The following is a 23,506-nucleotide window of genomic DNA, read 5'->3' as shown; positions in this document are numbered from 1 at the left end:
AACTGTCAGCTTGCAGGGTATGCGCCACAATGCGATAATGACTGATAATTTGTAACCCTGATTTTGAGGTACGGCACGCTTAGCAGCATCGCTAAGTTGCATTTGCTGTTCTCTTCTATGCAGTCTATCGGAGTGTTAATGGCTCAATATATTTACACGATGAACAACGTGTCAAAACTTGTTCCCCCTAAGCGTGAAATCTTAAAAAATATCAACCTATCATTTTTTCCTGGTGCCAAAATTGGTGTTTTAGGTATCAATGGTTCAGGTAAATCAACGTTGCTACGTATCATGGCTGGCGTCGATACTGAGTTTAGCGGTGAAGCGCGCGCGCAAGCAGGCACCAAAGTTGGCTATTTGCCACAGGAACCGCAGCTTGACGACAGCAAAGATGTGCGCGGTAATGTCGAAGACGGCATGCGCGAAGCATTAGATGCGCTAGCACGTCTTGATGCCATTTATGCAGAATATGCTGAACCTGATGCTGACTTTGATAAGCTTGCAGAAGAGCAAGGCAAGATGGAAGACATCATCCAATCGTGGGACGCGCATAATTTAAATACGCAGCTAGAAAAAGCCGCTGAGGCGCTACGTCTGCCACCATGGGATGCGGATGTCAGCAAACTATCAGGTGGTGAAAAACGCCGAGTGGCACTATGCCGCTTGTTATTGTCACGCCCTGACATGTTATTACTGGACGAGCCGACCAACCATTTGGACGCCGAGTCTGTCGCATGGCTTGAGCAGTTCTTGCAAAACTATAGCGGCACCATCGTGGCTATTACCCATGATCGCTATTTCTTAGACAATGTCGCTCAGTGGATCTTGGAGCTTGACCGTGGCCATGGCTATCCGTATGAAGGCAACTATACTGAGTGGCTAGAGCAAAAGAACAACCGACTTGAGCAGCAGAATAAGCAAGAAGAATCTTTTGCTAAAGCCCTGAAAAAAGAGCTTGAATGGATTCGTAAAAATCAAAAAGGCCAACAGGCGAAATCCAAATCTCGTGTACAGCGTTTTGAAGAGTTAAACTCACAAGAGTTCCAAAAACGTAATGAGACCTCTGAGATCTATATTCCACCTGGCCCACGTCTAGGTAATAAAGTCATTGAAGTAAACGACATCTCCAAATCATTTGGCGACCGCTTACTATATGAAAACCTAAGCTTTAACGTGCCAGCTGGCGCTATCGTTGGTATTATCGGACCAAATGGTGCGGGTAAAACCACACTGTTTAACATGATCACTGAGCGCGATACCCCAGATACCGGCTCGGTCGACTTGGGCGAAAGTGTCAAAGTTGCCTATGTTGGTCAGGTACGTGATCACTTAGATGATAATAAAACCGTGTGGGAAGAAGTGTCTGACGGCCTTGATATCATTACCGTTGGCGACTACACCACGCCAAGCCGTGCGTATATCGGCCGCTTTAACTTCAAAGGTTCAGACCAGCAAAAACACGTTGGACAACTATCAGGTGGTGAGCGTAACCGTCTGCAGTTGGCGAAGACGCTAAAGCAGGGGGCAAACGTCTTGCTTCTTGATGAACCATCAAACGATTTGGATATCGAAACCTTACGTGCGCTAGAGGATGCGATTCAAGTATTCCCCGGTACAGTAATGGTCGTATCGCATGATCGCTGGTTCCTTGACCGTATTGCAACCCATATCTTGGCATTTGAAGAAGAGGGTCCCGTGTGGTTCGATGGCAACTATACTGAGTTTGAAGCCTATCGCAAAAAAACCATGGGTGATGATGCCAGTCCTAAGCGCATGAAGTACAAAAAGATTTCTAACTAGAGTGTTGGCTTAAAAGCTTAAATGAAAGCTTTAATCTGACACAATAAAAAAAGACCTCTAACGATTAGAGGTCTTTTTTTATGCTTAATATCACGGACTAGCACTTTATCAATTAACGCTTACGTCCAAATTTTCGCTGTTTTTTATTCTTAATCTCAGTGATAGCATGAGTGATTTCAGTCTCATCTAAGCTTGCCACTTGCTGCAAAATTTGCATCATATCAGGCGTCAGTACGTACTTGGCATGATGAGCAATGTCGTTAATACGGTGATCAAAGGTTAACACGCCAGTCTCATCATCTTTTTGCAAGTAATTGAGACGAGTCAAGGCACTGATGAAGCTGGTAAATAAAGCACGGTCGAAGAAGTCAGGAATATCGTCCGCATAGAGCACAGACAAGCGCTGACCAAGCAGATGACACAAGTCAACGACTTCGTTTTCGGTCAAATTGCCTGAGCCTTGCTGCGCGAGTAGGGCAAGGGTCATAAAGTAACGCTCAAGACTCTGTCCCACTGGGGTCGCCAGTACTTGCAGCTGCTGATAGCACTTGCTGTTTGACTCAGGAGCGCTGAGTACGCCATCACCCAATTCTACAATCAGTCCATGAGAGAGCAGACTATCGACTTTTTTGTTGAGGGTTTCGGCTAAGCCATGCGCTGGATAATATAAGAATAGCTCGCTTTGTAAGAAGGGATACAATTGCTCAGTAATACTGTTTAGGCGGCTGCGCTCTATGCGGCCATTACGCGCAACTAAAGCTGCTAAGAAAGACAGTAAGATGAAGACATGCAGGATATTATTACGGAAGTAGCTAAGGAGTGCCGCCTGTTTGCCCGCAACCTGAATGATGTCGCCTAAGATGTGCGGCGTACGTTCGATGAGTTTTAATTTAATGCCATAATCAATGATTTGCTGCGGAGTCATATCAGTGATGACAGTGTCATCTGAATAGGCCAGCTGCTGAGCAAGACCTTGATAAAGTGCGATTTGCTCGCGGCAACTATTTTCATCTAACGCGGCTTTGGGTGCGGATAGCAGTACTAATGACAATAACGACACTGGCGTGACCACCGCGGCTTTATTGATGTGCTGCATGACTTTTACGCCAATATTATCGACCATCGCACTGGCTTTATCGTCCAGTGGGGTATCAGTACGATCGGCAGGTAGGCTATTGGCTGGTACATCGAACTTTTGCATAAAGTCACTGAGGTACAGTGGCGTACCAAAGCTCAAGTGTACATTACCAAAGATACGCTCAATTTTACGACCAACTTTGAGCAGTCCCATCAAAGACTCTGACTCTTTCGGCTTACCTTTTAGCTCACCAATATAAGTACCGCCTTCCATAATGCGCTCATAACCAATGTACGTTGGGATGAAGACCACGGGCTTATTGGACTGGCGCAATTGACTGTGGACGGTCATCGCCAGCATCCCCATCTTCGGTGGCAGCAGGCGGCCCGAACGCGAGCGACCGCCTTCAATAAAGTACTCAATGGGCGTGTTGCGAGTGATAAGGGTGTGCATGTACTCGCGCAACACCGCTGTATAAAGCGCATTACCACGGAAGCTGCGGCGAATATAAAAGGCCACTGCACCGCGTAATAGAGGGCCTAATACTGGCACGTCTAAGTTGTCACCGGCTGCGACATAAGGAATGCTTAGCCCTCGCTTGTAGATGACGTAAGACAACAATAAATAGTCAACGTGGCTACGATGGCACGGAACATAAACCAGCTCATAGTCCGTGGCAAGATCGCGCACACGCTCGAAATGATGGACTTCTACGCCATCGTATAATTGTGTCCATAACCACGTTAAAAACTTATAAAAACCGCGAATGATAGAGTGTGAGTAATCATTGACCATCTCATTGGCATAACCTTTCGCCAAGACACGAGCCTCACGCACACTGGTGCCCGTTTCTGCGGCTTCAGTCTCAATCGCGTGTTTGATCGCTGGCGAGTACACCAATTTGTCTACCAAGTTGCGGCGATCTGACAAATCAGGGCCGAGCATACTCGCACGCTGCTTGTCTAAATAAGTCGTGAGATGCTGCTGTAACATGCGTACCAGCTCACGATTGCCATCAGCTGCTGCTACCAATGCATAATTTGGCACGACGTCGGCTTTATTTTTAGTATCATTTTCCGTGTTTTTTGAGTCGGTGTTTGCTGAATCAATGGCTCCTGATTCAAAAGCAGCAGCGTTCTCTGGGTTTTCTTGAAGATGATCCGTAATAAGGGTGCGCAAATCTTGTGGTGGGTGGAATTGGACAAAGGTATCACGCCCCATCACCCCAATATTAAACAGTTGCTTAGTGATACTTGGGTCTTCCCAATTATCAGCGGTCAGCAGTTTGAATAAAGAATCTTCTTTCTCTGGTGCGCGTCCCCATAAAATGGACACTGGCACCAACCGAACCTTTAGCTCTGGGTATTGTAAGACCGCTGACACCAAACGGCCAAGGCGCGGTGATAATTGACTGTCTTTGGCACTTGGGTGGTTTAAAAATATGATGGCCGCATTTTCTTTGATATTGTGGGCAGCATCATTTACGCCCACCAACGCTGGTGGTAAGTTGTGCTCTTGCGTCTGCAAATCAATCAAAATACTGTTGGAGCGTGAGTAATCTTGCAACACATAAAATCTTAGTGTCTGATCGTCAGCATCGAATTCAGGCAACTCCCCTAAAAGCTTAGGTTTGACAGCAACGTCAAGCAGCTGACCTGATAGCTTACGATACAGCTGATTGATCGGGGCGTTAGCATAAGGCGTGGGTACGCTTGGATTGACGTCAGTTGGAGAAGGGTTATCAGTGACGACTGGCGCTTTAAAAATCCGTTTTTTTAGAAACTTCGGTATCATAATCAGTATCAAAAATAGTCAAATATGTTGCGCTTATGATGCCATAAAAGCCATCAAAGCGATATATAGTGTCTGTATATACTGCTAATATTCATAGGGTCTCGTGAGCACACACGACATCGAGCCCTTTGAGGCGCACGCAATTATTTGAGTATTCAAGGGCTAAGCGTAATAATATATTGGCACAAAATACGCTAAACTGTAGGTCTACTTACTCATTAACGTCACTGAATGAAGCTAAAATATTATGACTCCAGCCATCGATCTTGCCAAACAACGTGGACTTGATTATCAAGTGCACGAATACACTCATGACAGTAATGCCCCCTCTTTTGGACTAGAAGCCGCTGAAAAGCTAGGGGTGGATGTGACCCAAGTGTTTAAGACCTTGGTCATATCGACAGACACAGGCGCGCTCGCTGTGGCAATATTACCAGTCGATAAAACGCTCAACTTTAAGAAAATGGCCAAAGCCTTATCTGCTAATAAATTGCTATCCTGCAAAAAAGTTCAAATGGCAGATCCCAAGCAAGTAGCGCGTAGTACTGGCTATGTGCTGGGCGGTGTCAGCCCGTTAGGACAAAAAAAGCGCTTAAAAACTGTGATAGATCGTTCAGCACAAGCTCAGCCAACGATTTATGTGAGTGGCGGTCGCCGTGGTCTGGAGATTGAGCTGCCACCTGCCCAATTAGCAGAAACATTGGCGGCTTGCTTCGATGCGATTACTGATGACTAAACCGCCTGATCGTTCCCTCAATCATATGTTACAAGGACACACTTATGCCACATTTAACCATTCAAGCGACGCCTAATGTCAGTATTTCACACGAAGAAGCCTTCCTCAAATCTTTGAACAAGGTGCTGTGGGACAGTGGCCATTTTGGTCAGCAGACCGATATCAAAGCACGCATCGTACCCATTGAGACGTTTTTAGTGGGTACAGAAGATGACGAACAAACCAACGGCTTTATCTATGCGCACTTAAAAATCATGACAGGTCGTACTTTGGAGACGCGTAATCAGTTGGCTGAACTATTGATGTCAACCATAGAGGAAATACTAAACGCAGAGCAGTCAGGGCGAGCGGCGTTACAGATATGTGTAGAGGTTGAAGAGATCAGTGCGGTTTATCATAAAAAAATGCTTGGTCGTTAAAGACACTGGTCTCTTTAACCTCTCTAGTCATGACAAACTATGAGTGCTCGCACAGTGGCTTACTGGCATACTTTGGTAATATTACCACTTCTACTTTGTAGCCTGCGGTTTTACTATGGGTTGCCATCAAATTGCGCGCGACACGTAATCGGTACTCCCCCGTACCCGGTAAACAGTCTTGATAAACAATACCGCCTTTGCTGCCATCATAAGTGCCATTTGGCATATATAGCACACCAACATTCGCGGTCTCAGGCGTGCCTGCTAGTGGGGCAATGTTGACCACGGCGTATTGCCCATCTTCGGCCTGAAAACGGTACCAGTGCTCTTTTTCACTAGAAGCTAACTTCCCAGTAGTCGTACTACTCACCGCGCCTTTGGCAAAGTGAATGGGGGTGTCGCTACTTTTCGCAGTCGCGCTATTGGTAGCCATACTGACAAGCGCGGTACTAAGCAGTAGGGCTCGTCCACAGTGCTTGGCTAGCGAAGCGGTCTGATGTTTTATGGGTAACATGATTGACTCCTGTGATTTTTTATTCGTTATTCATTGCCTACTACCTATTAGGACTCTTAATTTGAGTTGCATGATATTTAGTTAAGCATAAAAAAGTGCCTAAATGATAGGCACTTTTTTATGACAGGCACTTTTTATGACAGCTACTTTTTTAACAATGATCGACTAGGTGTGATTTACACTTAGCCCAAATTCTAATCGAGGAAAGAGAAGTGGTCAATTTCCATTGATGTCATGCTTTCGCTTGGTGCCACCATGGCTTCGGCATGACCGGAAGTACGTGGTAACAGCTTATCAAAGTAAAATTCGGCCGTTTGGATTTTCGCTTGGTAGAATTCTGGTGCTTCTGTTCCGCCATTTTTTAGCTTTTCATAAGCGACAGCGGCCATACGTGCCCAATGATACCCCATCATCACATAGCCTGAGTACATCAAGAAATCGTCTGAGGCAGCAGAGATGATTTCACGGTCTTTACGTGCCATGAGCATCAAACGTACGGTTAGAGTGTTCCACTCAGCACACAGCTTGGTTAGGGCCCAAACGAATTTACGCATGTCTTTATCAAGGGCATACTCGCCACACCACTTCATGATGCTTGAGGTGTAATCGCGGATGATTTTACCCTTAGACTGCAAGATCACTTTACGACCTAACAAATCAAGCGCTTGTACGCCAGTCGTACCTTCGTATAGAGTGGCAATACGAGCATCACGAGCGATGAGCTCCATACCCCATTCTTTGATATAGCCATGGCCACCATAGATTTGCTGACCATGTTTGGCAGCTTCGATGCCCAGTTCGGTTAAGAAACCTTTTAAAATAGGGGTGTAGAATCCCAGTTTATCATCCCATTTTTCGAACTCTTCATCATTACCGTTTGCGATGCCTTGTGCCATTTTATCTGCATAGCGCGCTGAATGATAAATCATTGAGCGGCCACCTTCCGCAAAGGCTTTTTGCGTCAATAGCATACGGCGTACGTCCGCATGATGAATGATGGCATCAGCCACTTTTTCAGGGTCTTTAGTGCCTGATAAAGCACGCATCGAGCGGCGCTCTTTTGCATATGGTAGCGCGTTTTGGAAAGACAACTCAGTGTGCGCCAGTCCTTGGATACCAGTCCCGATACGGGCCGTGTTCATAAAAGTGAACATGGCTTTTAGACCCTTGTGCGGCTCACCAATCAAGTAACCTGTGGCACCATCAAAGTTCAACACACAGGTAGAAGATGAGCTGATACCCATTTTGTGTTCGATTGAACCACAGACTACCGCATTACGCTCGCCAGATTCACCCTCAGCATTTGGGGTGAATTTTGGTACGATGAACAGCGAGATACCACGTGTGCCTTCTGGTGCATTTGGCAGGCGGGCTAAGACGATATGAATGATATTGTCTGTTAGGTCATGCTCACCGCTTGAGATGAAAATTTTGGTACCGCTAATTTTATACGTGCCATCATCTTGTGGGATGGCTTTTGATTTGACCTGTCCTAAGTCGGTACCACACTGCGGTTCAGTCAAGCACATGGTGCCGGCCCAAGAACCTTCGACCAATTTAGGTAAGTAAAGCTCTTTTTGCTCGTCCGTACCGTACTGGAGTAGGGTGTTGATACAACCGGTTGATAAACCTGTGTACATCGCCCACGGCCAATTAGCCGTACCAATCATCTCAGCTTTGATGAGGTTGATTGAGGTTGGCAAATTCATACCACCGTATTCCTCAGGGTAGGAGATACCTTGCCAGCCGCCTTCGACAAACTGGTTATAAGCTTCTTTAAAACCTTTTGGCGTGGTCACTTCACCATTGTCAAAATGACAGCCTTCTTCATCAGCTGACTGATAGATAGGGGCAAGGACGTTTTCGGCAAAATCTGCCATGCCTTGTAAAATCATATCGATCGTTTCAGGATCGGCGTTTTCGCCGTTGTCCAAATCTTTATAATGAGTTTGAAAGTCAAAAACATCATTAATCAAAAACTTGATATCACGCAAAGGGGCTTTGTAAGTTAACATAGTCGCTCTCTTTAGTTATTCGCTATCGTAGCCTGTTGGCTCGTCACAATGGAGCCACGGTTTACATAAACGGTTATTTAATGAGTTGGGGTAAAGGGGGTCAATAGTACTGGTCGTCACTCAGCTATATGAAAAACAGCGTGTCCATTTTGATGGCCGTTAAGGCGTCCTTGATAAAAAACAGCTGTTCAGGCGTTAAGGTCAGTATAAGTCTTCTATAGCGACAAATATATAACTAATAACTAATATTCATGATTTATATATATAATTAAAACTTTAAGTATTCCATGGTAAGTTAAATTTTCATTAGTGCTGCTGATTAAGCGCGGATTTATCGTCAATATTCGCGTATAAAAAATCCCGTTTAAGCGCATTTATAGTAATAAGGAGGGCCAACCATGAGCGCATCAACGCGCAAGACAAAGCGAGCATCTTGGCTGACAAAGTTATTGGCTCGCATAAAAATTTTACTGGATGGTGAGCTGACCCATCTGTTGACAGTGAATCGTAGCAAAAGACCTTGGCATATGCCGATCATCGCGACGATCGCCATTAGCTTTCCTGTGTTTGTGGGCGCTTATTTTGGCGCTTTGCCATCAGGCATTAAGGCGTCTTTGGGTGCGATGGTGATTTTAAATACCCCATTAGCGGGTAAGCTGTCCTATCGATTGGTCACGGTGATGGCGTGGGGGTTTGCTATGTCGCTGTGCTTTGCGCTGGGTTTGATTGCCCAGCAAGCTCCTTTATTAAAATTGCCAATATTTACCTTGATGGCTTTTGGTATCGTGATTTTTGGGCGTTATTATCGACAGCCGCCGCCAGCAGGATTGTTTGTGATGATGGCTGGGGCTATTGCGTTATTTATATCATTGCCTTTAGAGGACATTATGCCAGCCATAGGTTTGGTGATGCTGGGTAGTGGTTTCGCGCTCGTCATGGCGCTCGCGTATTCCTTGTTTCTATTAGCGACGCGCCCATCAACTCCTACGCCCACTTATAGCTACGAGCCGGACACGATCACTGAGAGTGTTATCGTGGCGGGTTTTGTCAGTTTAGCCCTGCTCATAGCATTAGGCCTCAATTTGACTAATCCCTATTGGGCGGCGGTCAGCTGCTTTCTTATTATTCAAGGTATTCATTTGCGTACCATGTGGATCAAACAAATTCATCGCTTACTAGGAACGATCGTGGGCGTGAGTCTGGCGGGCTGGATGTTATCTTGGGGGCTATCGATATGGGGAGTGGCACTGTCAATCCTGACGATGATGCTCTGTATTGAATCCTTGGTCGATCGACATTATGGACTGGCAGTGATATTTATCACGCCGTTGACGATATTTATCGCTGAATATGGCAGTGGTTTACCACTGTCTGAGCAAGCCTATCAGACAGTAATTCTTGCGCGCTTGTTTGATACGTTGATTGGTTGCTTAGTCGGTCTGGGTGGTGGCGTAGTGATGCATTCAACCAATTTACGAGTGCCGCTACGACGTATGGAAAACTGGCTGCTGGCTCGTTTTGGGTAAATGACGCCCTTTAAATAAAGTGTTGTGAGTAAATAGTAATGAATAGTGAAAGGCGTATAAACCAGAGTTATGCGTCTTTTTCATGCACGCTTTTCATTAATGATTGAGCAAAGTCTGAGTGACTTTCGCCACATCAATGTGCTGACCTGTCCAGCGCTCAAAACTTAATGCGGCTTGTCCGATAAGCATGCCATAGCCGTCGGATACCTGCGCGCCACGGGCGCTAAAACGCTGTAAAAACGGCAGCGGGCGACCATACATCATATCGTAAGCATAGTGACAGTTGAGTGCTTCGCTAAGGGGTAGCGTATCACCTGATAAGCCAATAGACGTGGCATTGATGATGATATCAAATTGTCCGTTTAATTCAGCCGTGCGACAAGTGTCAATCTGTTGCTTATCAATAGTAGGACTGGCGGCACTCAGCTCATGGACCAAATCCGTCGCCTTGCTTAGGGTGCGATTAGCGATGGTAAGTGATGCAATCCCCGCTTCTATCAGTGGCAGTACCACACCACGGGCTGCTCCGCCTGCGCCAATGAGTGCAACGCGCGCGCCCGCGAGCGGCCAGTTCAAACTCATGATGTGATTGACCAATCCTTGACCGTCGGTGTTATCACCATAGATGGCCTCTGCTATCGGTGTGCCGTTCTCCCGCAACGTTTTATTTAACAATAGCGTATTGACCGCACCGGCAACCTTGGCATGCTCTGATAAACCGCCGCGCGCTAGGCAGCAGTCATAAGCCACTTGCTTGAACGGTACGGTAACGTTGGCTCCGATGCCGCCACCATGAAAAAACGCCTCAATCACCGCGGTAAAGCTGGCAGCATCAACGGGGCAATACTGACGTTGATAGCTAATATCAATGCCCGTTTGCTCGGCGAATCGCGTATGGATTTCAGGAGATTTACTGTGGGCAATCGGATTGCCAATAACGATAAAATGCTGAGTCATAAATGGTCCATTGGCGGTAAAAGGCAAAAAATCATGCTTAAAAGAGGGGTCAAAGCGCATTCATCATAAGGGATACTGCCACATTTAACAAACGCAGCTTAATGAATAAATAGTTAACGCAGGCGAGCGTTTTTCACGTTAGAACTTTAACAAATTTGTCCTCTCTGGGAGTGGTACGCGTAACGTAAAGGGTAGTCAAGTGTTAAGCAGTTGGGTACACTAGGGCGTGTCCTCAGTTCAATCGATTATCCTCTAAATGGACTAAAAATAGCTAAATTTTGCCAAATAGCGGCAAATAGTTGGTTAATATCTCGATATTATCTGCCCTATTTTTCTTGTTTGACGGCAATTTATCTTATTTTTATCACCATTTTTAAAATGTGGACACGCCCTAGGGAGCATGAAATTGGTATGTCATTTTTGTATCAATAGGCTACTAACGGTGGCTAAATGATAAAAACTGAGGGATAACGTGCTCAGTGATAAGCAAGCTTATTAATAAAAACAGTCTTTATTAACCGCGGCATCTATCTGTCAGCTCGTTAATAATATTTTGAGACCAATCTGAAAATGTGAGTAAATTGTCCATGTGGAATAATACCCTACAGACGCTTCTGGTCGGTACGATAATGGCCGTTGGTGTGTCGATCAGTGGCTGTGATAGTAGCCAAGGTGATGCCCAAAATCAAGACGCTAACGCGCAAACCAGTGAACAGACAGATGCTGCTGATACGGCCGTACCGGCTAGCACGCCGACCAAGGCTGACTTAGATGGTGCGACGGCTCAGCAAGGCACACCAGTCAGATACGATGTCTCGGCATGGCATACTGATAACGTAGAGTCAGTTAATGTGGACGATTTAGACAGTATCAGATCGACTTTTGGTAAAGTGATCAGCACCGATGAAAACAGCTTAGACTATGCCAGCAACCCAGCAACCAAATACCGTTTTATGAACACGGATGCGCCTTATTTAGACATTATCGACTCTGAGAAATATCTTGAACTTGGCTGGTATTATGCCAATCCTACCGACTCTGATAAAGAAAAAGAGCTGAGTCAAAATCATGCCAAAAAAGCTTATAAACTTGCGCGGCAGCTGATGGGCGAGGAGGGTGGTACATTGATTGCTGACATGCTCAACGGTCAAATCGTCAAAAATAAAATGGTCGGTGGACAAAAAATAGAGCTGGCAAAATGCGAGTTTTATAGCTGTATGTTGGTCATCAATAAATCTGCCGCCCAAACAGACAATAACTAATGTGTGGTAGCTGTCATGCCGTCTAATAATTGGCTACGTTTACCTGCGTCAGACGATATGACAGAGGCCTCGGTGGCCACCATGTCACCGGACAATCGTGGTTTGGCATATGGTGATGGTTTTTTTACGACCATGGGCGTCATTGATGGGCGAATACTGTGGTCAGACTATCATCATCAGCGCCTTATTTCCCATGCTAAAGCCTTGCAACTCAAACTAGACAGCCACTCACTACTGACCACCTTACAAGGCCATGCTCAGCAATTGGCGCAGGGCATGCTCAAGCTTGTGGTGACTCGTGCCGTGCAAGACGTTCAAGGTTATGGCTATACGCCCAGCACCTCTGGGAGCGCTTGTGAGGCGTGGCTAAAAACCTTCGCAATGACTCTTAATACTGGTAAGCAACTACCTCTGTCTGATGGGCGCTTCATCCCTGTACAGCCTACTAGCACTGCTGTTTGTCTGTCTTCAAAAATTGCCTGCCTGCCATCATCGCTGGCAGGACTCAAAAGTCTCAATCGGCTCGATAATGTGCTGGCGAGTGGTGAGTTACAGCGCATGCAGGCTGAGCCATTAGCGGCTGGCATCGTCACGCGTCTTGATGAAGGACTGCTGCGTGATATGAGCGGTAACTGGGTTGAGGGCACGATGAGTAATGTGTTCTATCAACTGTCAGAGCCAACACCCAGTATTAAGATTGATATAGACGCTCCTAATTATTTAACCACTGGTCAGTGGTATACGCCTTCTATGGCACAATCAGGTGTCGCAGGCGTCATGCGGCAGGTGATTATTGATGCTTTATCTGATACTGAACGGCCCGTCGTGATAAGGTCGTTACAAGATGAGGATTTACCCAGAGTAACTCAGTTTTTCTTTTGCAATGCGCTGCGCGGTATCATGCCAATGAGCAGCTTGAGGTTATTGTCAGGTGATATTGTGGATTTTGCCCCTATTTAATATTATTCGAAAAACTAAGTTTGTTATCGACAAATAGACACGCTAGCAATACCCACAAAAGCGATGAGTTTTAAGGCAGATAAATAAGCACCAACGACAAGTTAGTTCATAAGCTAAGCAAATACCATTGAAAATGGCACAGTTCAGTGCTAAATTCTAGCAAACATCTGCCTCGCGAGTTGCCATGAGTAAGCCTACACCTGAACGCCCTAATGAGTCACCACCCAATAAACAAGATAGCACTGTGGGAGAACGTGTCGACACCGCGCAACCGGACCCACAGCCAGTCAAAGAAGCGCCTGCGACAGATGTCTCGCTCATCAGCGGAGAGGGTAAGCCGCGTGAGTATAAAGTGGACAACCCCTCGTTCTTTATGCAGCGTGGTTATCAGGTGTTGCTCGTACTTGGGCTTATTGCCGCGTTTTTGTTGGTGATGGTCTATCAAACATTGTTTGGGCGTATTGAGCAGCCAGCGCAGATGGTCACCATTGAGAAGGGCCAGACCTATTATGGTTTGCTACCGCAGTGGCAACAGCAGATTCCGCTGTTTTCTGCTAGCGTTGCCAAGCTGTATATCAAGTCACAAGTTGATGCCCCACTCCATGCAGGTATTTACCAGTTACCAGAAAACCCCACCATGGCTGAGGCGCTGCAAGTGTTAGAGCAGGGCGCAAAAGCAGCGATGGTAAAAGTGCAGATTATCGAAGGGAAAACCTCTCAAGATTTGTATCAAACACTACGGGACAATAATGGTATCAAAAAAGAAGTCCTAACCGCTGATAGCGATAATACCAGTATTGCCCAAGCGCTAGATTTGGTCGGTATACTGCCATCTGCGGTGGTGAATAGTAGCGATCCCATTGTCAATCACAATCTGGAGGGCTGGTTTGCGCCTGATACTTATTATTACGGTGAAGGCACCAGTGATAAGCAGGTACTGACAGACTTGTATAAACGTCAGCAGCAAACCCTGACCGAAGCGTGGGAAAACCGGGCAGCAGACCTACCTTATAAGACGCCTTATGAAGCGCTGATCATGGCGTCCATTATCGAAAAAGAAACCAGTGTGGTGGAAGAGCGTCCATTGGTCGCTGCGGTGTTTAAAAATCGCTTGGATAAAGGCATGCGTATGCAAACAGATCCAACCATTATCTATGGGATGGGTAGCCGCTATGATGGCAATATTCGCCGTAAAGACATTGACGAAAAAACGTCATATAATACGTATCAAATCGATGGTTTGCCGCCAACGCCAATCGCGCTTCCCTCTGCCGCTTCTATCGAAGCGACTTTGCATCCAGCAGACAGTGACGCGTTATACTTTGTGGCGACTGGTACGGGCGGTCACAAGTTTACCAGTAGCTTGGCTGAGCACAATCAAGCGGTAAAAGAGTATTTGAGCGTCATGCGTGAGAAAAAATCACAAACGCCGCCACAGTAAGTTACTTTTTTGCGTACTGTTCATTAAGCAATTTATCATTTAATGAGTGTTATAAATATAATGCTCATGAGTGACATAAGGTCATATCATGTCAGCATCTGTACAAGAGCGTGTGTCTCAAACAATCTTGCCTACATCAACCAATGACACTGCGCCCAATCACGGGCGCTTTATCAGTTTTGAGGGTACCGAAGGCGTGGGTAAAACGACGGCTATTGAGCAGCTGTGCGCGCGTTTACAAGACAGCGGTATCGAATACCAGCGGACCCGTGAGCCAGGTGGTAGCCCGTTTGCGGAGCGGTTGCGTGCTATATTATTAGACCCTACAACCGATATTAATGACGATACAGAGCTATTGTTACTATTTGCGGCGCGCTGTGACCATATGCAGCAAGTGGTTCAGCCAGCGCTGCAACGCGGTACATGGGTGATATGTGATCGGTTTACCGACTCGACCATTGCCTATCAAGGTTTTGGTCGCGCGCATGGTGATGATGGGATGCGTGCTAAGATTGACACACTTATCAACCAGTTTGTGCCGCAGTTACCAGATTTGACCTTGTGGTTGGACTTGCCCGTATTAGAGGGGATGGCACGCGCCAACAAACGCGGTGCTGCCGATCGATTTGAGCAGCAGGCTACGGAGTTTTTTACTTGGGTACATAAGGGGTTTAGTGCCCTTGCTACTGAGTACCCTGCGCGGATACAGCGTGTTGATGCATCAGGCACTGCTGATGACGTTAGCGCGCGAGTGTGGCAAACGGTGCAGGACAAGTTAGCGGCTCCCTAACTGAAATGTACTCTCAAAAATCACTGAAGCATTGAAAAAGCCCCAACATCGCGTTGGGGCTTTTACGTTTTATTACCGTTTAGACGGTCGTTAATGGTCTGTCAGTTATTACTTGTCTACGTTGTTGTCTGTATTTTGACGCTCAGCATTTTTCGTGATATCGACGTCAGAGCTGACAGTATGGTCTTGGTTAGAGTCGGGTAGGCGGTTTGGGTCAAGCGAACCTTTTTTGTTTTTAGGAGCGCTGCCATTGCCATTGGTACTGCTGTTATTGGCCGTTTTGTTCTTTGACGTTGCCGTCGCATTGGCTGACATTACCCCTTTATTTGCGGTATCAGTTAAGGCCTCTTTTGGCTCTGTCGCTTTGTCATTAGCCACTTTTGCTGCGCTAGGGGATTTAGACTCCGAGCTGTCGTTTGGTTTAGTTGACGAGTCACTAACCGCATGTGGCGTCGTGTCTTTTTCGCTGTCTACTAGTGCCTCTGGTTTGATAGCATTATTACTATCATCGCTCAGCTCCTTTTCTTTGCGTTTTTCAGGTGCTTTTGAATTGGACTCAAAGTTAGCGTCTGCGGTCAGACGGGCTTGTTCTTGCTTAGCCGTTACATCTACTGGCTTTGGTTGCACCTCATCCTCTACCACTAACGAGATAAGCTTGCGATCACGTGGCACAGTACCATCAAATTTATCGGTAAAGACATGCAGCTTACCTTCTTTGTCGATGGTATAAAGCGGTACAAACTGTTTGTTGTCGGCTTTGTATTGCTCAAAGCTGTAGCTATCAGTGATATTGGTAATTTTGATACGGGCTTTTTTTGACAGCATGCTGGCAAGCTTGGTGTAAGTGACGTCTTTGCCAAACAGCCACTGTGAGTGGAAGTTTGACTGCTTGTCCTCACGCTCGCTTCTGACTTTTTCATCACTGAATTTAAGACGGTATAATTTACGCTCACCGAATTCATGACGGTAATGAATCTCAGACAAGGTGTTCATCTCTTTATCCATACTCATGGCAAACAGACGACCAATACCGATAAGGTCAAGATGATGATCTGCATGATCAGAGATGGGGTTACCAAAATAAGTACGCAAACCACTCATGCGGGCACGAGCAATATTGGTATAGTTATTGTGGGCGACGATGACGTCAAACCCTTGATCTTTTAAAGAGGTGGCGATCAAAAGGGCGATTGGGTTTGACCCAACGATAAGGATACCATTGGTCTCAGGCTCACGGACCCCAAGTAAATTGCCGATCACTTTTGCCCCCAAGCCCTGAATCATCACCGTACCGATGATCACCATAAATACCAAAGGCACCAGTAGCTCAACCCCTTGGATATCATACTCTTGCAAGCGAATGGCAAACAATGATGAAATCGCAGCAGCGACGATACCGCGAGGTCCAATCCAGCTGATCATCAGTTTTTCATTGGTCCTGAGGTTTGAGCCAATAGCCGATGCCCACACCGATAAGGGGCGTGCCACAAACATCACGATAGCAAGTAGGACCAAGCCTGCGAAGCCGACGCTCAATAAACTTGCCAGCTCCACACGGGCGGCCAAAATAATAAAGAGCACAGAAATCAGTAGGATGGTTAATGACTCGTTAAACTCTAAAATCGTCTCGCGGGGGAACTTTGGCCAGTTCGCTAAGGCCACACCCAGCACAGTCACGGTCAATAGGCCAGACTCGTGCTCTAAATGGTTGGAGATAGAAAATAACACCAAGACGAAGGCAAGAGTAAACACATTACGCAAAAATTCTGGAATCATATGACGGCGCATCAAAAACGCCAGTAACCAAGCACCAGCCATACCAAGAGCCGTCGCCAGTATCACAATTTTGGCAAACAGTAAGATACTGCTGGCTTCACCGCCTGAGATAATATACTCATAGACCAATACCACCGCGATAGCGCCGATTGGGTCAATGATAATCCCTTCCCACTTTAGGATATTGGAGATCGTCTTATTAGGGCGCACACTACGCAGTAGCGGCATGATCACGGTCGGACCAGTGACGCACACTAGGGCGCCAAACAATAAGGCGATCAGTGGGTCGACATCGAATAACAAATAAGTCGATAACGCGACGATAGCAATGGTGATCAGGACGCCAACCGATACCAGCATTTGCACCACAGTACCGTGTTGTTTAATCTCGTCAAACTCTAAGGTTAGCGAGCCTTCAAACAAGATAATCGCCACCCCCAAAGAGATGAAAGGGAACATCAGCTCCCCCAGTACCAAATCAGGGTCGAATACACCGAGCACTGGCCCAACAATAATGCCAATCAGTAATAAAAATAAAATGGACGGTTGCTTTAAATACCAAGCCAACCATTGGGCGGCAATGCCAATCCCAACCACGCCGGATAATAATAGGGCGGTATCCATAAGTTAATCCTTTTGTAATCTTGTCATATTTTATATCTATCAATCGCTTTTATAAAAAGGGCCGGCAGTGTCATCAATGAGATACCAGTACTGTTTATAAAGTTTGAGCTACAGTAACGCTAGCCGTCATGAGATAAAACAGGCGCTAGATATGATATATATACTATAAAGTAGTAAAGACAAAAGCATTCCTAAATACTTCTAGATATATAGAGTCACGTTAGAAATGCAAAAGATGAAAAATAAGGGTAATGATTGCCAATCTGATAAACTTATAGTTAGTAAAATTAACTTTTGTTTGTTTATAAAGTCATTTGGCTTGCTATCATAACATGGTTTTATTTCATACCTATCATGGCTGCTCTGACCACGATATCGTCGTTCAGCTATAAAACGGGATCAGGTAATGATGAAATAACTGCGCTCTAGGTGCTCTTGTGCTGTCGAAACCATGACAAGATTACGTTACTATTTATCATACAGTAGCCGTGTTTATCCTGCACGTTCGAGTACAACACTCGTTTTGACGTAATTGGATATTGATACAGCCGCTGTGAAAACTTTATCCCAGCAGCACTATGTCGCTTTAAAAACGTTTTAACGGTAGTAAACTGACTCATAGCGTTTAAGGCCATACTTTTTAAGATTATTTAATACAAATTACTACCAATAATAGCCAAAAATGGCCCTTAACAATAATAATTAACCACTCATATGGAAGACGATATGCCTATCAATATGTTTACAGCGCACGCTAAATTTGGAATACAGCATTGGTTGCAACGTGGCGCGTTGGCGCTTGCCGTCAGCACGGCGATGGTTTCTGGCATCACTGCCACGACCATAACCAATGCACAAGCAGCAGTAACCACGGCAGACTTTTCTGGCTTGGTACAACAAGTCACGCCAGCGGTTGCTCGCGTGAATGTTACAAAAACGGTGAGTGAGGCCGAGCTTGCCAAGGCGCAGACGGCAGAGTTACTGCGGCAGTTCTTTGGTGATCGTCTGCGCATCCCCGATCAGGCCACCACGCCTGCGATTGAACACGCTTATGGCACTGGATTTTTTGTCACATCTGATGGTTATATGCTGACCAACCATCATGTGGTAGCGGGTGCTGATAATATTACTGTCACGCTCAATGATAGAACGGAGCTTGATGCGACCTTGGTTGGTAGTGATGAGCGCTCAGATGTGGCGGTACTAAAAGTAGTAGGTAGTCAGTTCCCAGCGCTGCCTATTGGTGATTCAAATGCCTTGAAAGTCGGGGAGCCTGTGCTAGCGATTGGTTCACCATTTGGTTTTGATTATTCAGCGTCTGCTGGTATCGTCAGTGCCAAGTCCCGCAGCTTTTCTCGTGAGACTAGTGTGCCGTTTATCCAAACAGATGTGGCACTAAATCCGGGCAACTCAGGCGGCCCACTATTTAACCAGCGCGGTGAAGTCATTGGTATTAACTCACGTATTTTTAGTGGGACGGGCGGTTATATGGGTCTGTCGTTCTCCATTCCGATTGACGCTGCCATGGACATCTATGAGCAATTAAAGACAGAGGGAGAAGTGGTACGGGCCTATTTAGGAATTTATCCACAAGATATCGATCGTAATTTGGCCGAAGCTTATAACTTAGACCGTCCGCAAGGCGCTTTATTGACACGGGTATCGCCGGACTCACCCGCACAAAAAGCCGGGCTAAAACCTGGTGATATTATTTTACAATATAACAATGTGCAAATTATGCGCGCCTCAGATTTATTGAACTTGCTCAATCGTGCCAAACCTAGCGATACATTTCGTGCCCAGATTCAGCGTAATGGTAAGCAGATGATCGTCAGCGGTAAACTCACTTATGCGCCCAATGATGTCAGAGCCCAAGGCGGCGATCAGCAAAATGATGACATACAATTAGGCCTGCGTTTGCGTAATTTGACTGCTGATGAGCAAGCAGAAATCGCCGTGGACAATAAAACGGGTATCTTGGTTACCGCGGTTGATCCGACGGGGCTGGCGGCGCGCTCAGGTATCTTGGCAGGGGATGTGATTACCAATTTTCACCAAAAGCCGATTCAGAAAGTCACTGATTTTTCCAGTGCTATCTCATCATTGCCCAAAAAAGGTGTGGTGACCATTGAGGTGATTCGCCAAGGCATCCCTGCTATTATCGGCCTCCGTATTGAGTAACAGTGATATGGTACAGGTATAAAGATGACCGGTAAAAACAGCGTGGCAGTATTCAAACAGGTGTGCCCATAGAATTATTCATAGCGATAGTGGCAATCGGCACGCGAGGATTGCCTTTTCGTTTGTATCGTCCCACGATCGATGTGTTGAAAATTCGTTAACCGTGTCCAAGATTCTGATGTATATTTGCATTGGGCTTACTAATGACCAAGGGTTTAATCTATTACGTTGCAAGGTTAAAGCCCAGTATCTATAATTTATAAACAATAAAAAAGACGCTTGATTTGTTATTCACTGATTATATTGAACGTTAATTGATTGATAGCGGTCAAATCAAAATATGCTACACTAGCAGGCGTTTTTATTATTATATGTTTATTATTTAATCGCTATGATCAGTAACGGACGGAAATAACGTCAATACCGATTTGAGCGCATAAAATTTATGCAGCGTACGCCATAATAATAAGCAAACATTTAGCATTACTATCAAGCAAGATAACGGCCATATTGTTTATGAATGCACCTATGATGAGTGCCGACATAAACACGCGGAGGTTGGCACTTGCAAACGACCTATCATGTGACAGCTTTGAAAAAAGCTAGGATAATACAGTAAGGCACGGTTATGAGCACAGCATACGACGAGATCAAAACCCGACTACAAGGCTCAATGGTAGCTTTGGTAACGCCCATGCATCCTGACGGCACGGTTGATTATAAACGTCTGGCAGACCTCATAGATTGGCAGATTGAGCAAGGCACCCATTGTCTCGTTGCGGTCGGTACCACTGGCGAGTCGGCGACATTGTCTATGCAAGAGCATAGCGATGTTATTCGCTATTTTGTACAGCATGTCAAAGGTCGTGTACCGGTCATCGCTGGTACAGGTGCTAACAACACGATGGAAGCCATTAAGTTGACTCAAGATGCGGCGGATGCTGGTGCAGACTGCGCGTTATTGGTCGCGCCTTATTATAATAAGCCGCCCCAAGAAGGTTTATATCAGCATTATAAAGCAATCGCAAAAGCGGTGAATATCCCGCAGATGCTTTACAATGTGCCTGGTCGTACGGTCGTTGATATCGCTCAAGAAACCGTTGAGCGCTTAGCCGATATAGACAATATCGTAGCGATTAAAGATGCGACAGGTTCAGTGGTCCGCGGTGAGCAATTGATCAAAGCCGTTGGTGACAGAATGGTGGTGTTATCTGGAGATGATGGCACGGCACTTGAGCTAATGAAGTTTGGCGGCAAAGGGAATATCTCAGTGACAGCCAATGTGGCGCCAAAAGCCATGAGTGAGACCTTTGGTGCAGGCTTACGCGGCGATTTTGACACGGCTAATAAAGTACATGATGTGGTCAAGCATTTACACCGTGACTTATTTATCGAATCAAGCCCTATTCCCGCAAAGTATGCCCTCAATAAAATGGGTATGATAGATACGGGTATTCGCCTGCCATTAGTCTGGCTGGCTGAGCAACATCATGCGACCATCGATGACGCCCTAGTACGTGCAAACTTACTATAAAAATTTTGCTGATAAATGCTAAGTCAGTTAGTGATGACGTAGGCTTAGCAACCGCTTATAAGATTTTATCAAACGATAAGTCCATTGCCCAAATAAGCAATACTTGCTAATTCAGAGAGATAACATGATGAAGACATCATCAACGACTACAAAGATATTCCCTGTCATGCTCACCATAATCATGGGAAGCACCTTAGTGTTGAGCGGTTGCCAAGCAACGAAAAACTTACTTGATAAACGTGACAATGGTAGCTTAGAGTATCAGCAAAGCAAAAAGCTTGCACCCGTAGAGCTGCCGGCTGATCAAGAAACCGCGCCTTTTGTACCTTTGTACCCAACCCCTAATGCGGGTGCGAACACGCTCAAACTACAAAACGAGTCAGGTAGCCAGTATCAACTGCCAAAGCCTCAACGTGCTGTCAGTAATCCTTCAAATTAAACCTATTTCTCTATTTATACCACTGCCTTTTTACTGTTATTCATTACACTGTGATTGATGCAGTAATATAAGACCTTAGTGGTAGCTGCGCGTTTTTACCACATAAGCTTGAACGAACAGGAACCCCCACAATGCAAAAGCAACAACTGCTGTATAAAGGCAAAGCCAAGTCTGTCTATGAAACAGAAGACAACGATCTTTTGATTTTACACTTTCGTGATGATACCTCAGCGCTTGATGGTAAGCGTATCGAACAATTAGCCCGCAAAGGCGTCGTCAACAATCGCTTTAACGCCTTTATCATGCAAAAATTGGCTGATACTGGTATCGAAACGCATTTCGAAAAGCAGTTGTCTGAAGACGAAGTGTTGGTCAAGCGTTTAGACATGATTCCCGTTGAGTGCGTGGTTCGTAACTTTGCGGCGGGTAGTTTGGTTCGTCGTTTGGGCTTGGAAGAAGGGCAAGCGTTGACACCGTCTACTTACGAGCTGTTCTATAAAGATGATGCGCTCGGTGATCCGATGGTGAATGAGTCCCTTTCTGTCTCTTTGGGTTGGGCAACAAAAGCGCAATTGGCAAAGATGGAAGAACTGACTTATCAAGTCAACGATGTGTTAAAAGCACTGTTTGATGCAGGCGATTTAATTTTGGTAGACTTTAAGCTCGAGTTTGGGGTATTCCATGATCGTATTGTTTTAGGCGATGAGTTCTCACCAGATGGCTGCCGTATTTGGGATAAGACTACCAAGAAAAAGTTAGACAAAGACCGTTTCCGCCAGTCGTTGGGCGATGTGATCGAAGCTTATGAAGAAGTCGCTAACCGTATTGGTGTGCCCTTAAGCTAAGCGTTTTATTTGAGCTTTTTGCCAATAAAATAAAAGGACTGAGCCATGTGCTCAGTTTTTTTATGCAAAAAATTACTGAATCGTTATGAAATGCGCACGATGTAGGCGGCGCACTGTTTCTATAATAAAGCTTCATTACTCAGCTAGGAGACTCAGCTTTTATGTCTAACCCTACACTGTCTACATCTATAACCAAAACAGTACTTGAGCCGATCTGGTTTACTCGACCCACCTGTGTGGTTGCTGCTGATTTGGTGGGGAAAGTGCTATGTAGGAAGCTGGTAGATACCGATGGCGTACCTAAAGTATTGCGTATGCGTATCTCAGAAACCGAAGCTTATGTTGGAGAGGGTGACCCTGCCTGTCATTCGCATGCGGGTAGCCGGACAGCGCGTACTGAAATTATGTATAAGCAAGGCGGCGTGTTTTATGTCTATTTGACTTACGGTATCCATCATATGCTCAACGTCATCACTGCTACCGCAGAATCTCCTGAGTCCGTGCTGATACGAGCTGGGTTTTTGACAGAGGACAGTGACCGTCTGCTAGATGAGCAATTGCTAAGATTAGACAAACAGCTCACTCATCTCAAGCAGTTTGCCGGTCCAGGAAAACTGACCAAGCGGTTGCAGATTGATCGGCAGTTATATGGCAAACCTGTCGCACCTATTTCAGGAGTGTGGATAGAAGATGATGGCTGTGCGCCGCCGATATCATTGCGTCCACGCATTGGTATCGACTATGCTGGTGACGCCAAAGATTGGCTATTACGCTATACATGGACTGATCACCCATCTTTATCTAAAAAGTAGTAA

18 protein-coding genes are annotated in these 23,506 nt (G+C 45.7%); 13 read left to right on the top strand and 5 right to left on the bottom strand.

From position 1 onward, the window contains the following. The first annotated feature begins 138 nt into the window (after positions 1–138). Positions 139–1,800, top strand: coding sequence for an energy-dependent translational throttle protein EttA (ettA, locus tag DVY93_RS02575; RefSeq protein ID WP_193005863.1), 1,662 nt, complete (start codon positions 139–141; stop codon positions 1,798–1,800). Positions 1,801–1,912: 112 nt separating this feature from the next. Here the strand turns inward: ettA and plsB are convergent, their stop codons facing one another. Then, positions 1,913–4,672 carry a glycerol-3-phosphate 1-O-acyltransferase PlsB gene (gene plsB / locus DVY93_RS02570; protein WP_230708851.1) on the bottom strand — a complete coding sequence of 920 codons (2,760 nt, stop codon included), beginning with the start codon at positions 4,670–4,672 and terminating at the stop codon, positions 1,913–1,915. A gap of 247 nt (positions 4,673–4,919) precedes the next feature. On the opposite strand from plsB, the gene ybaK reads away from it, so the two are divergent. Beyond that, positions 4,920–5,408: a Cys-tRNA(Pro) deacylase gene (gene ybaK, locus DVY93_RS02565; protein WP_230708844.1), complete on the top strand. Its 489-nt coding sequence runs from the start codon at positions 4,920–4,922 to the stop codon at positions 5,406–5,408. A 44-nt stretch (positions 5,409–5,452) separates the two neighbouring features. Next, a complete protein-coding gene (locus tag DVY93_RS02560; RefSeq protein WP_193005868.1) occupies positions 5,453–5,827 on the top strand; it encodes a 5-carboxymethyl-2-hydroxymuconate Delta-isomerase in 375 nt (124 codons plus the stop codon). A gap of 37 nt (positions 5,828–5,864) precedes the next feature. Here the strand turns inward: DVY93_RS02560 and DVY93_RS02555 are convergent, their stop codons facing one another. Next, positions 5,865–6,341 carry a hypothetical protein gene (locus tag DVY93_RS02555; RefSeq protein WP_230708837.1) on the bottom strand — a complete coding sequence of 159 codons (477 nt, stop codon included), beginning with the start codon at positions 6,339–6,341 and terminating at the stop codon, positions 5,865–5,867. A 194-nt stretch (positions 6,342–6,535) separates the two neighbouring features. Further along, entirely contained in the window at positions 6,536–8,356 is a 1,821-nt protein-coding gene (locus DVY93_RS02550; RefSeq protein WP_230708835.1) for an acyl-CoA dehydrogenase C-terminal domain-containing protein, read from the bottom strand. 398 nt (positions 8,357–8,754) lie between these two features. On the opposite strand from DVY93_RS02550, the gene DVY93_RS02545 reads away from it, so the two are divergent. Continuing rightward, the gene (locus tag DVY93_RS02545; RefSeq protein WP_193005875.1) at positions 8,755–9,882 is read left to right on the top strand and encodes an FUSC family protein; all 1,128 of its coding nucleotides are present in this window, start codon (positions 8,755–8,757) and stop codon (positions 9,880–9,882) included. Between the two features lie 96 nt (positions 9,883–9,978). Here the strand turns inward: DVY93_RS02545 and aroE are convergent, their stop codons facing one another. Then, positions 9,979–10,839 (bottom strand): shikimate dehydrogenase, encoded by an 861-nt coding sequence (aroE, locus tag DVY93_RS02540; RefSeq protein WP_230708833.1) that lies wholly within the window; start codon positions 10,837–10,839, stop codon positions 9,979–9,981. Between the two features lie 587 nt (positions 10,840–11,426). Here aroE and DVY93_RS02535 point away from each other — a divergent pair. The 4 genes from DVY93_RS02535 (at position 11,427) to tmk (ending at position 15,292) form a co-directional block, all read left to right on the top strand. Beyond that, positions 11,427–12,101, top strand: a complete 675-nt coding sequence (locus DVY93_RS02535; RefSeq protein WP_230708831.1) for a hypothetical protein — start codon at positions 11,427–11,429, stop codon at positions 12,099–12,101. Between the two features lie 15 nt (positions 12,102–12,116). Continuing rightward, the gene (locus tag DVY93_RS02530) at positions 12,117–13,061 is read left to right on the top strand and encodes an aminotransferase class IV (protein ID WP_230708829.1); all 945 of its coding nucleotides are present in this window, start codon (positions 12,117–12,119) and stop codon (positions 13,059–13,061) included. A 184-nt stretch (positions 13,062–13,245) separates the two neighbouring features. Beyond that, positions 13,246–14,502 carry an endolytic transglycosylase MltG gene (gene mltG, locus DVY93_RS02525; RefSeq protein ID WP_230708827.1) on the top strand — a complete coding sequence of 419 codons (1,257 nt, stop codon included), beginning with the start codon at positions 13,246–13,248 and terminating at the stop codon, positions 14,500–14,502. Positions 14,503–14,590: 88 nt separating this feature from the next. Next, complete coding sequence (gene tmk, locus DVY93_RS02520) at positions 14,591–15,292, top strand: dTMP kinase (RefSeq protein ID WP_230708825.1); 702 nt, start codon at positions 14,591–14,593, stop codon at positions 15,290–15,292. A 108-nt stretch (positions 15,293–15,400) separates the two neighbouring features. Here the strand turns inward: tmk and DVY93_RS02515 are convergent, their stop codons facing one another. After that, a complete protein-coding gene (locus tag DVY93_RS02515; RefSeq protein WP_230708823.1) occupies positions 15,401–17,692 on the bottom strand; it encodes a cation:proton antiporter in 2,292 nt (763 codons plus the stop codon). Positions 17,693–18,508: 816 nt separating this feature from the next. On the opposite strand from DVY93_RS02515, the gene DVY93_RS02510 reads away from it, so the two are divergent. From DVY93_RS02510 to DVY93_RS02490, 5 genes are all read left to right on the top strand, one after another. Beyond that, the gene (locus DVY93_RS02510; RefSeq protein WP_230708992.1) at positions 18,509–19,873 is read left to right on the top strand and encodes a Do family serine endopeptidase; all 1,365 of its coding nucleotides are present in this window, start codon (positions 18,509–18,511) and stop codon (positions 19,871–19,873) included. A gap of 628 nt (positions 19,874–20,501) precedes the next feature. Further along, the gene (dapA, locus tag DVY93_RS02505; RefSeq protein WP_193005889.1) at positions 20,502–21,407 is read left to right on the top strand and encodes a 4-hydroxy-tetrahydrodipicolinate synthase; all 906 of its coding nucleotides are present in this window, start codon (positions 20,502–20,504) and stop codon (positions 21,405–21,407) included. A gap of 103 nt (positions 21,408–21,510) precedes the next feature. Continuing rightward, the gene (locus tag DVY93_RS02500) at positions 21,511–21,846 is read left to right on the top strand and encodes a hypothetical protein (protein ID WP_404671895.1); all 336 of its coding nucleotides are present in this window, start codon (positions 21,511–21,513) and stop codon (positions 21,844–21,846) included. A gap of 131 nt (positions 21,847–21,977) precedes the next feature. Beyond that, positions 21,978–22,691, top strand: coding sequence for a phosphoribosylaminoimidazolesuccinocarboxamide synthase (gene purC, locus DVY93_RS02495; protein WP_230708819.1), 714 nt, complete (start codon positions 21,978–21,980; stop codon positions 22,689–22,691). 161 nt (positions 22,692–22,852) lie between these two features. Next, complete coding sequence (locus tag DVY93_RS02490) at positions 22,853–23,503, top strand: DNA-3-methyladenine glycosylase (RefSeq protein WP_230708816.1); 651 nt, start codon at positions 22,853–22,855, stop codon at positions 23,501–23,503. The last annotated feature ends 3 nt before the right edge of the window (positions 23,504–23,506 follow it).

Origin of the sequence: Psychrobacter sp. CCUG 69069, assembly GCF_021023115.1 — a bacterium.
In the GTDB taxonomy this organism is placed as follows: Bacteria; Pseudomonadota; Gammaproteobacteria; order Pseudomonadales; family Moraxellaceae; genus Psychrobacter; species Psychrobacter namhaensis.
This window is presented reverse-complemented; position numbering and strand designations above follow the sequence as displayed.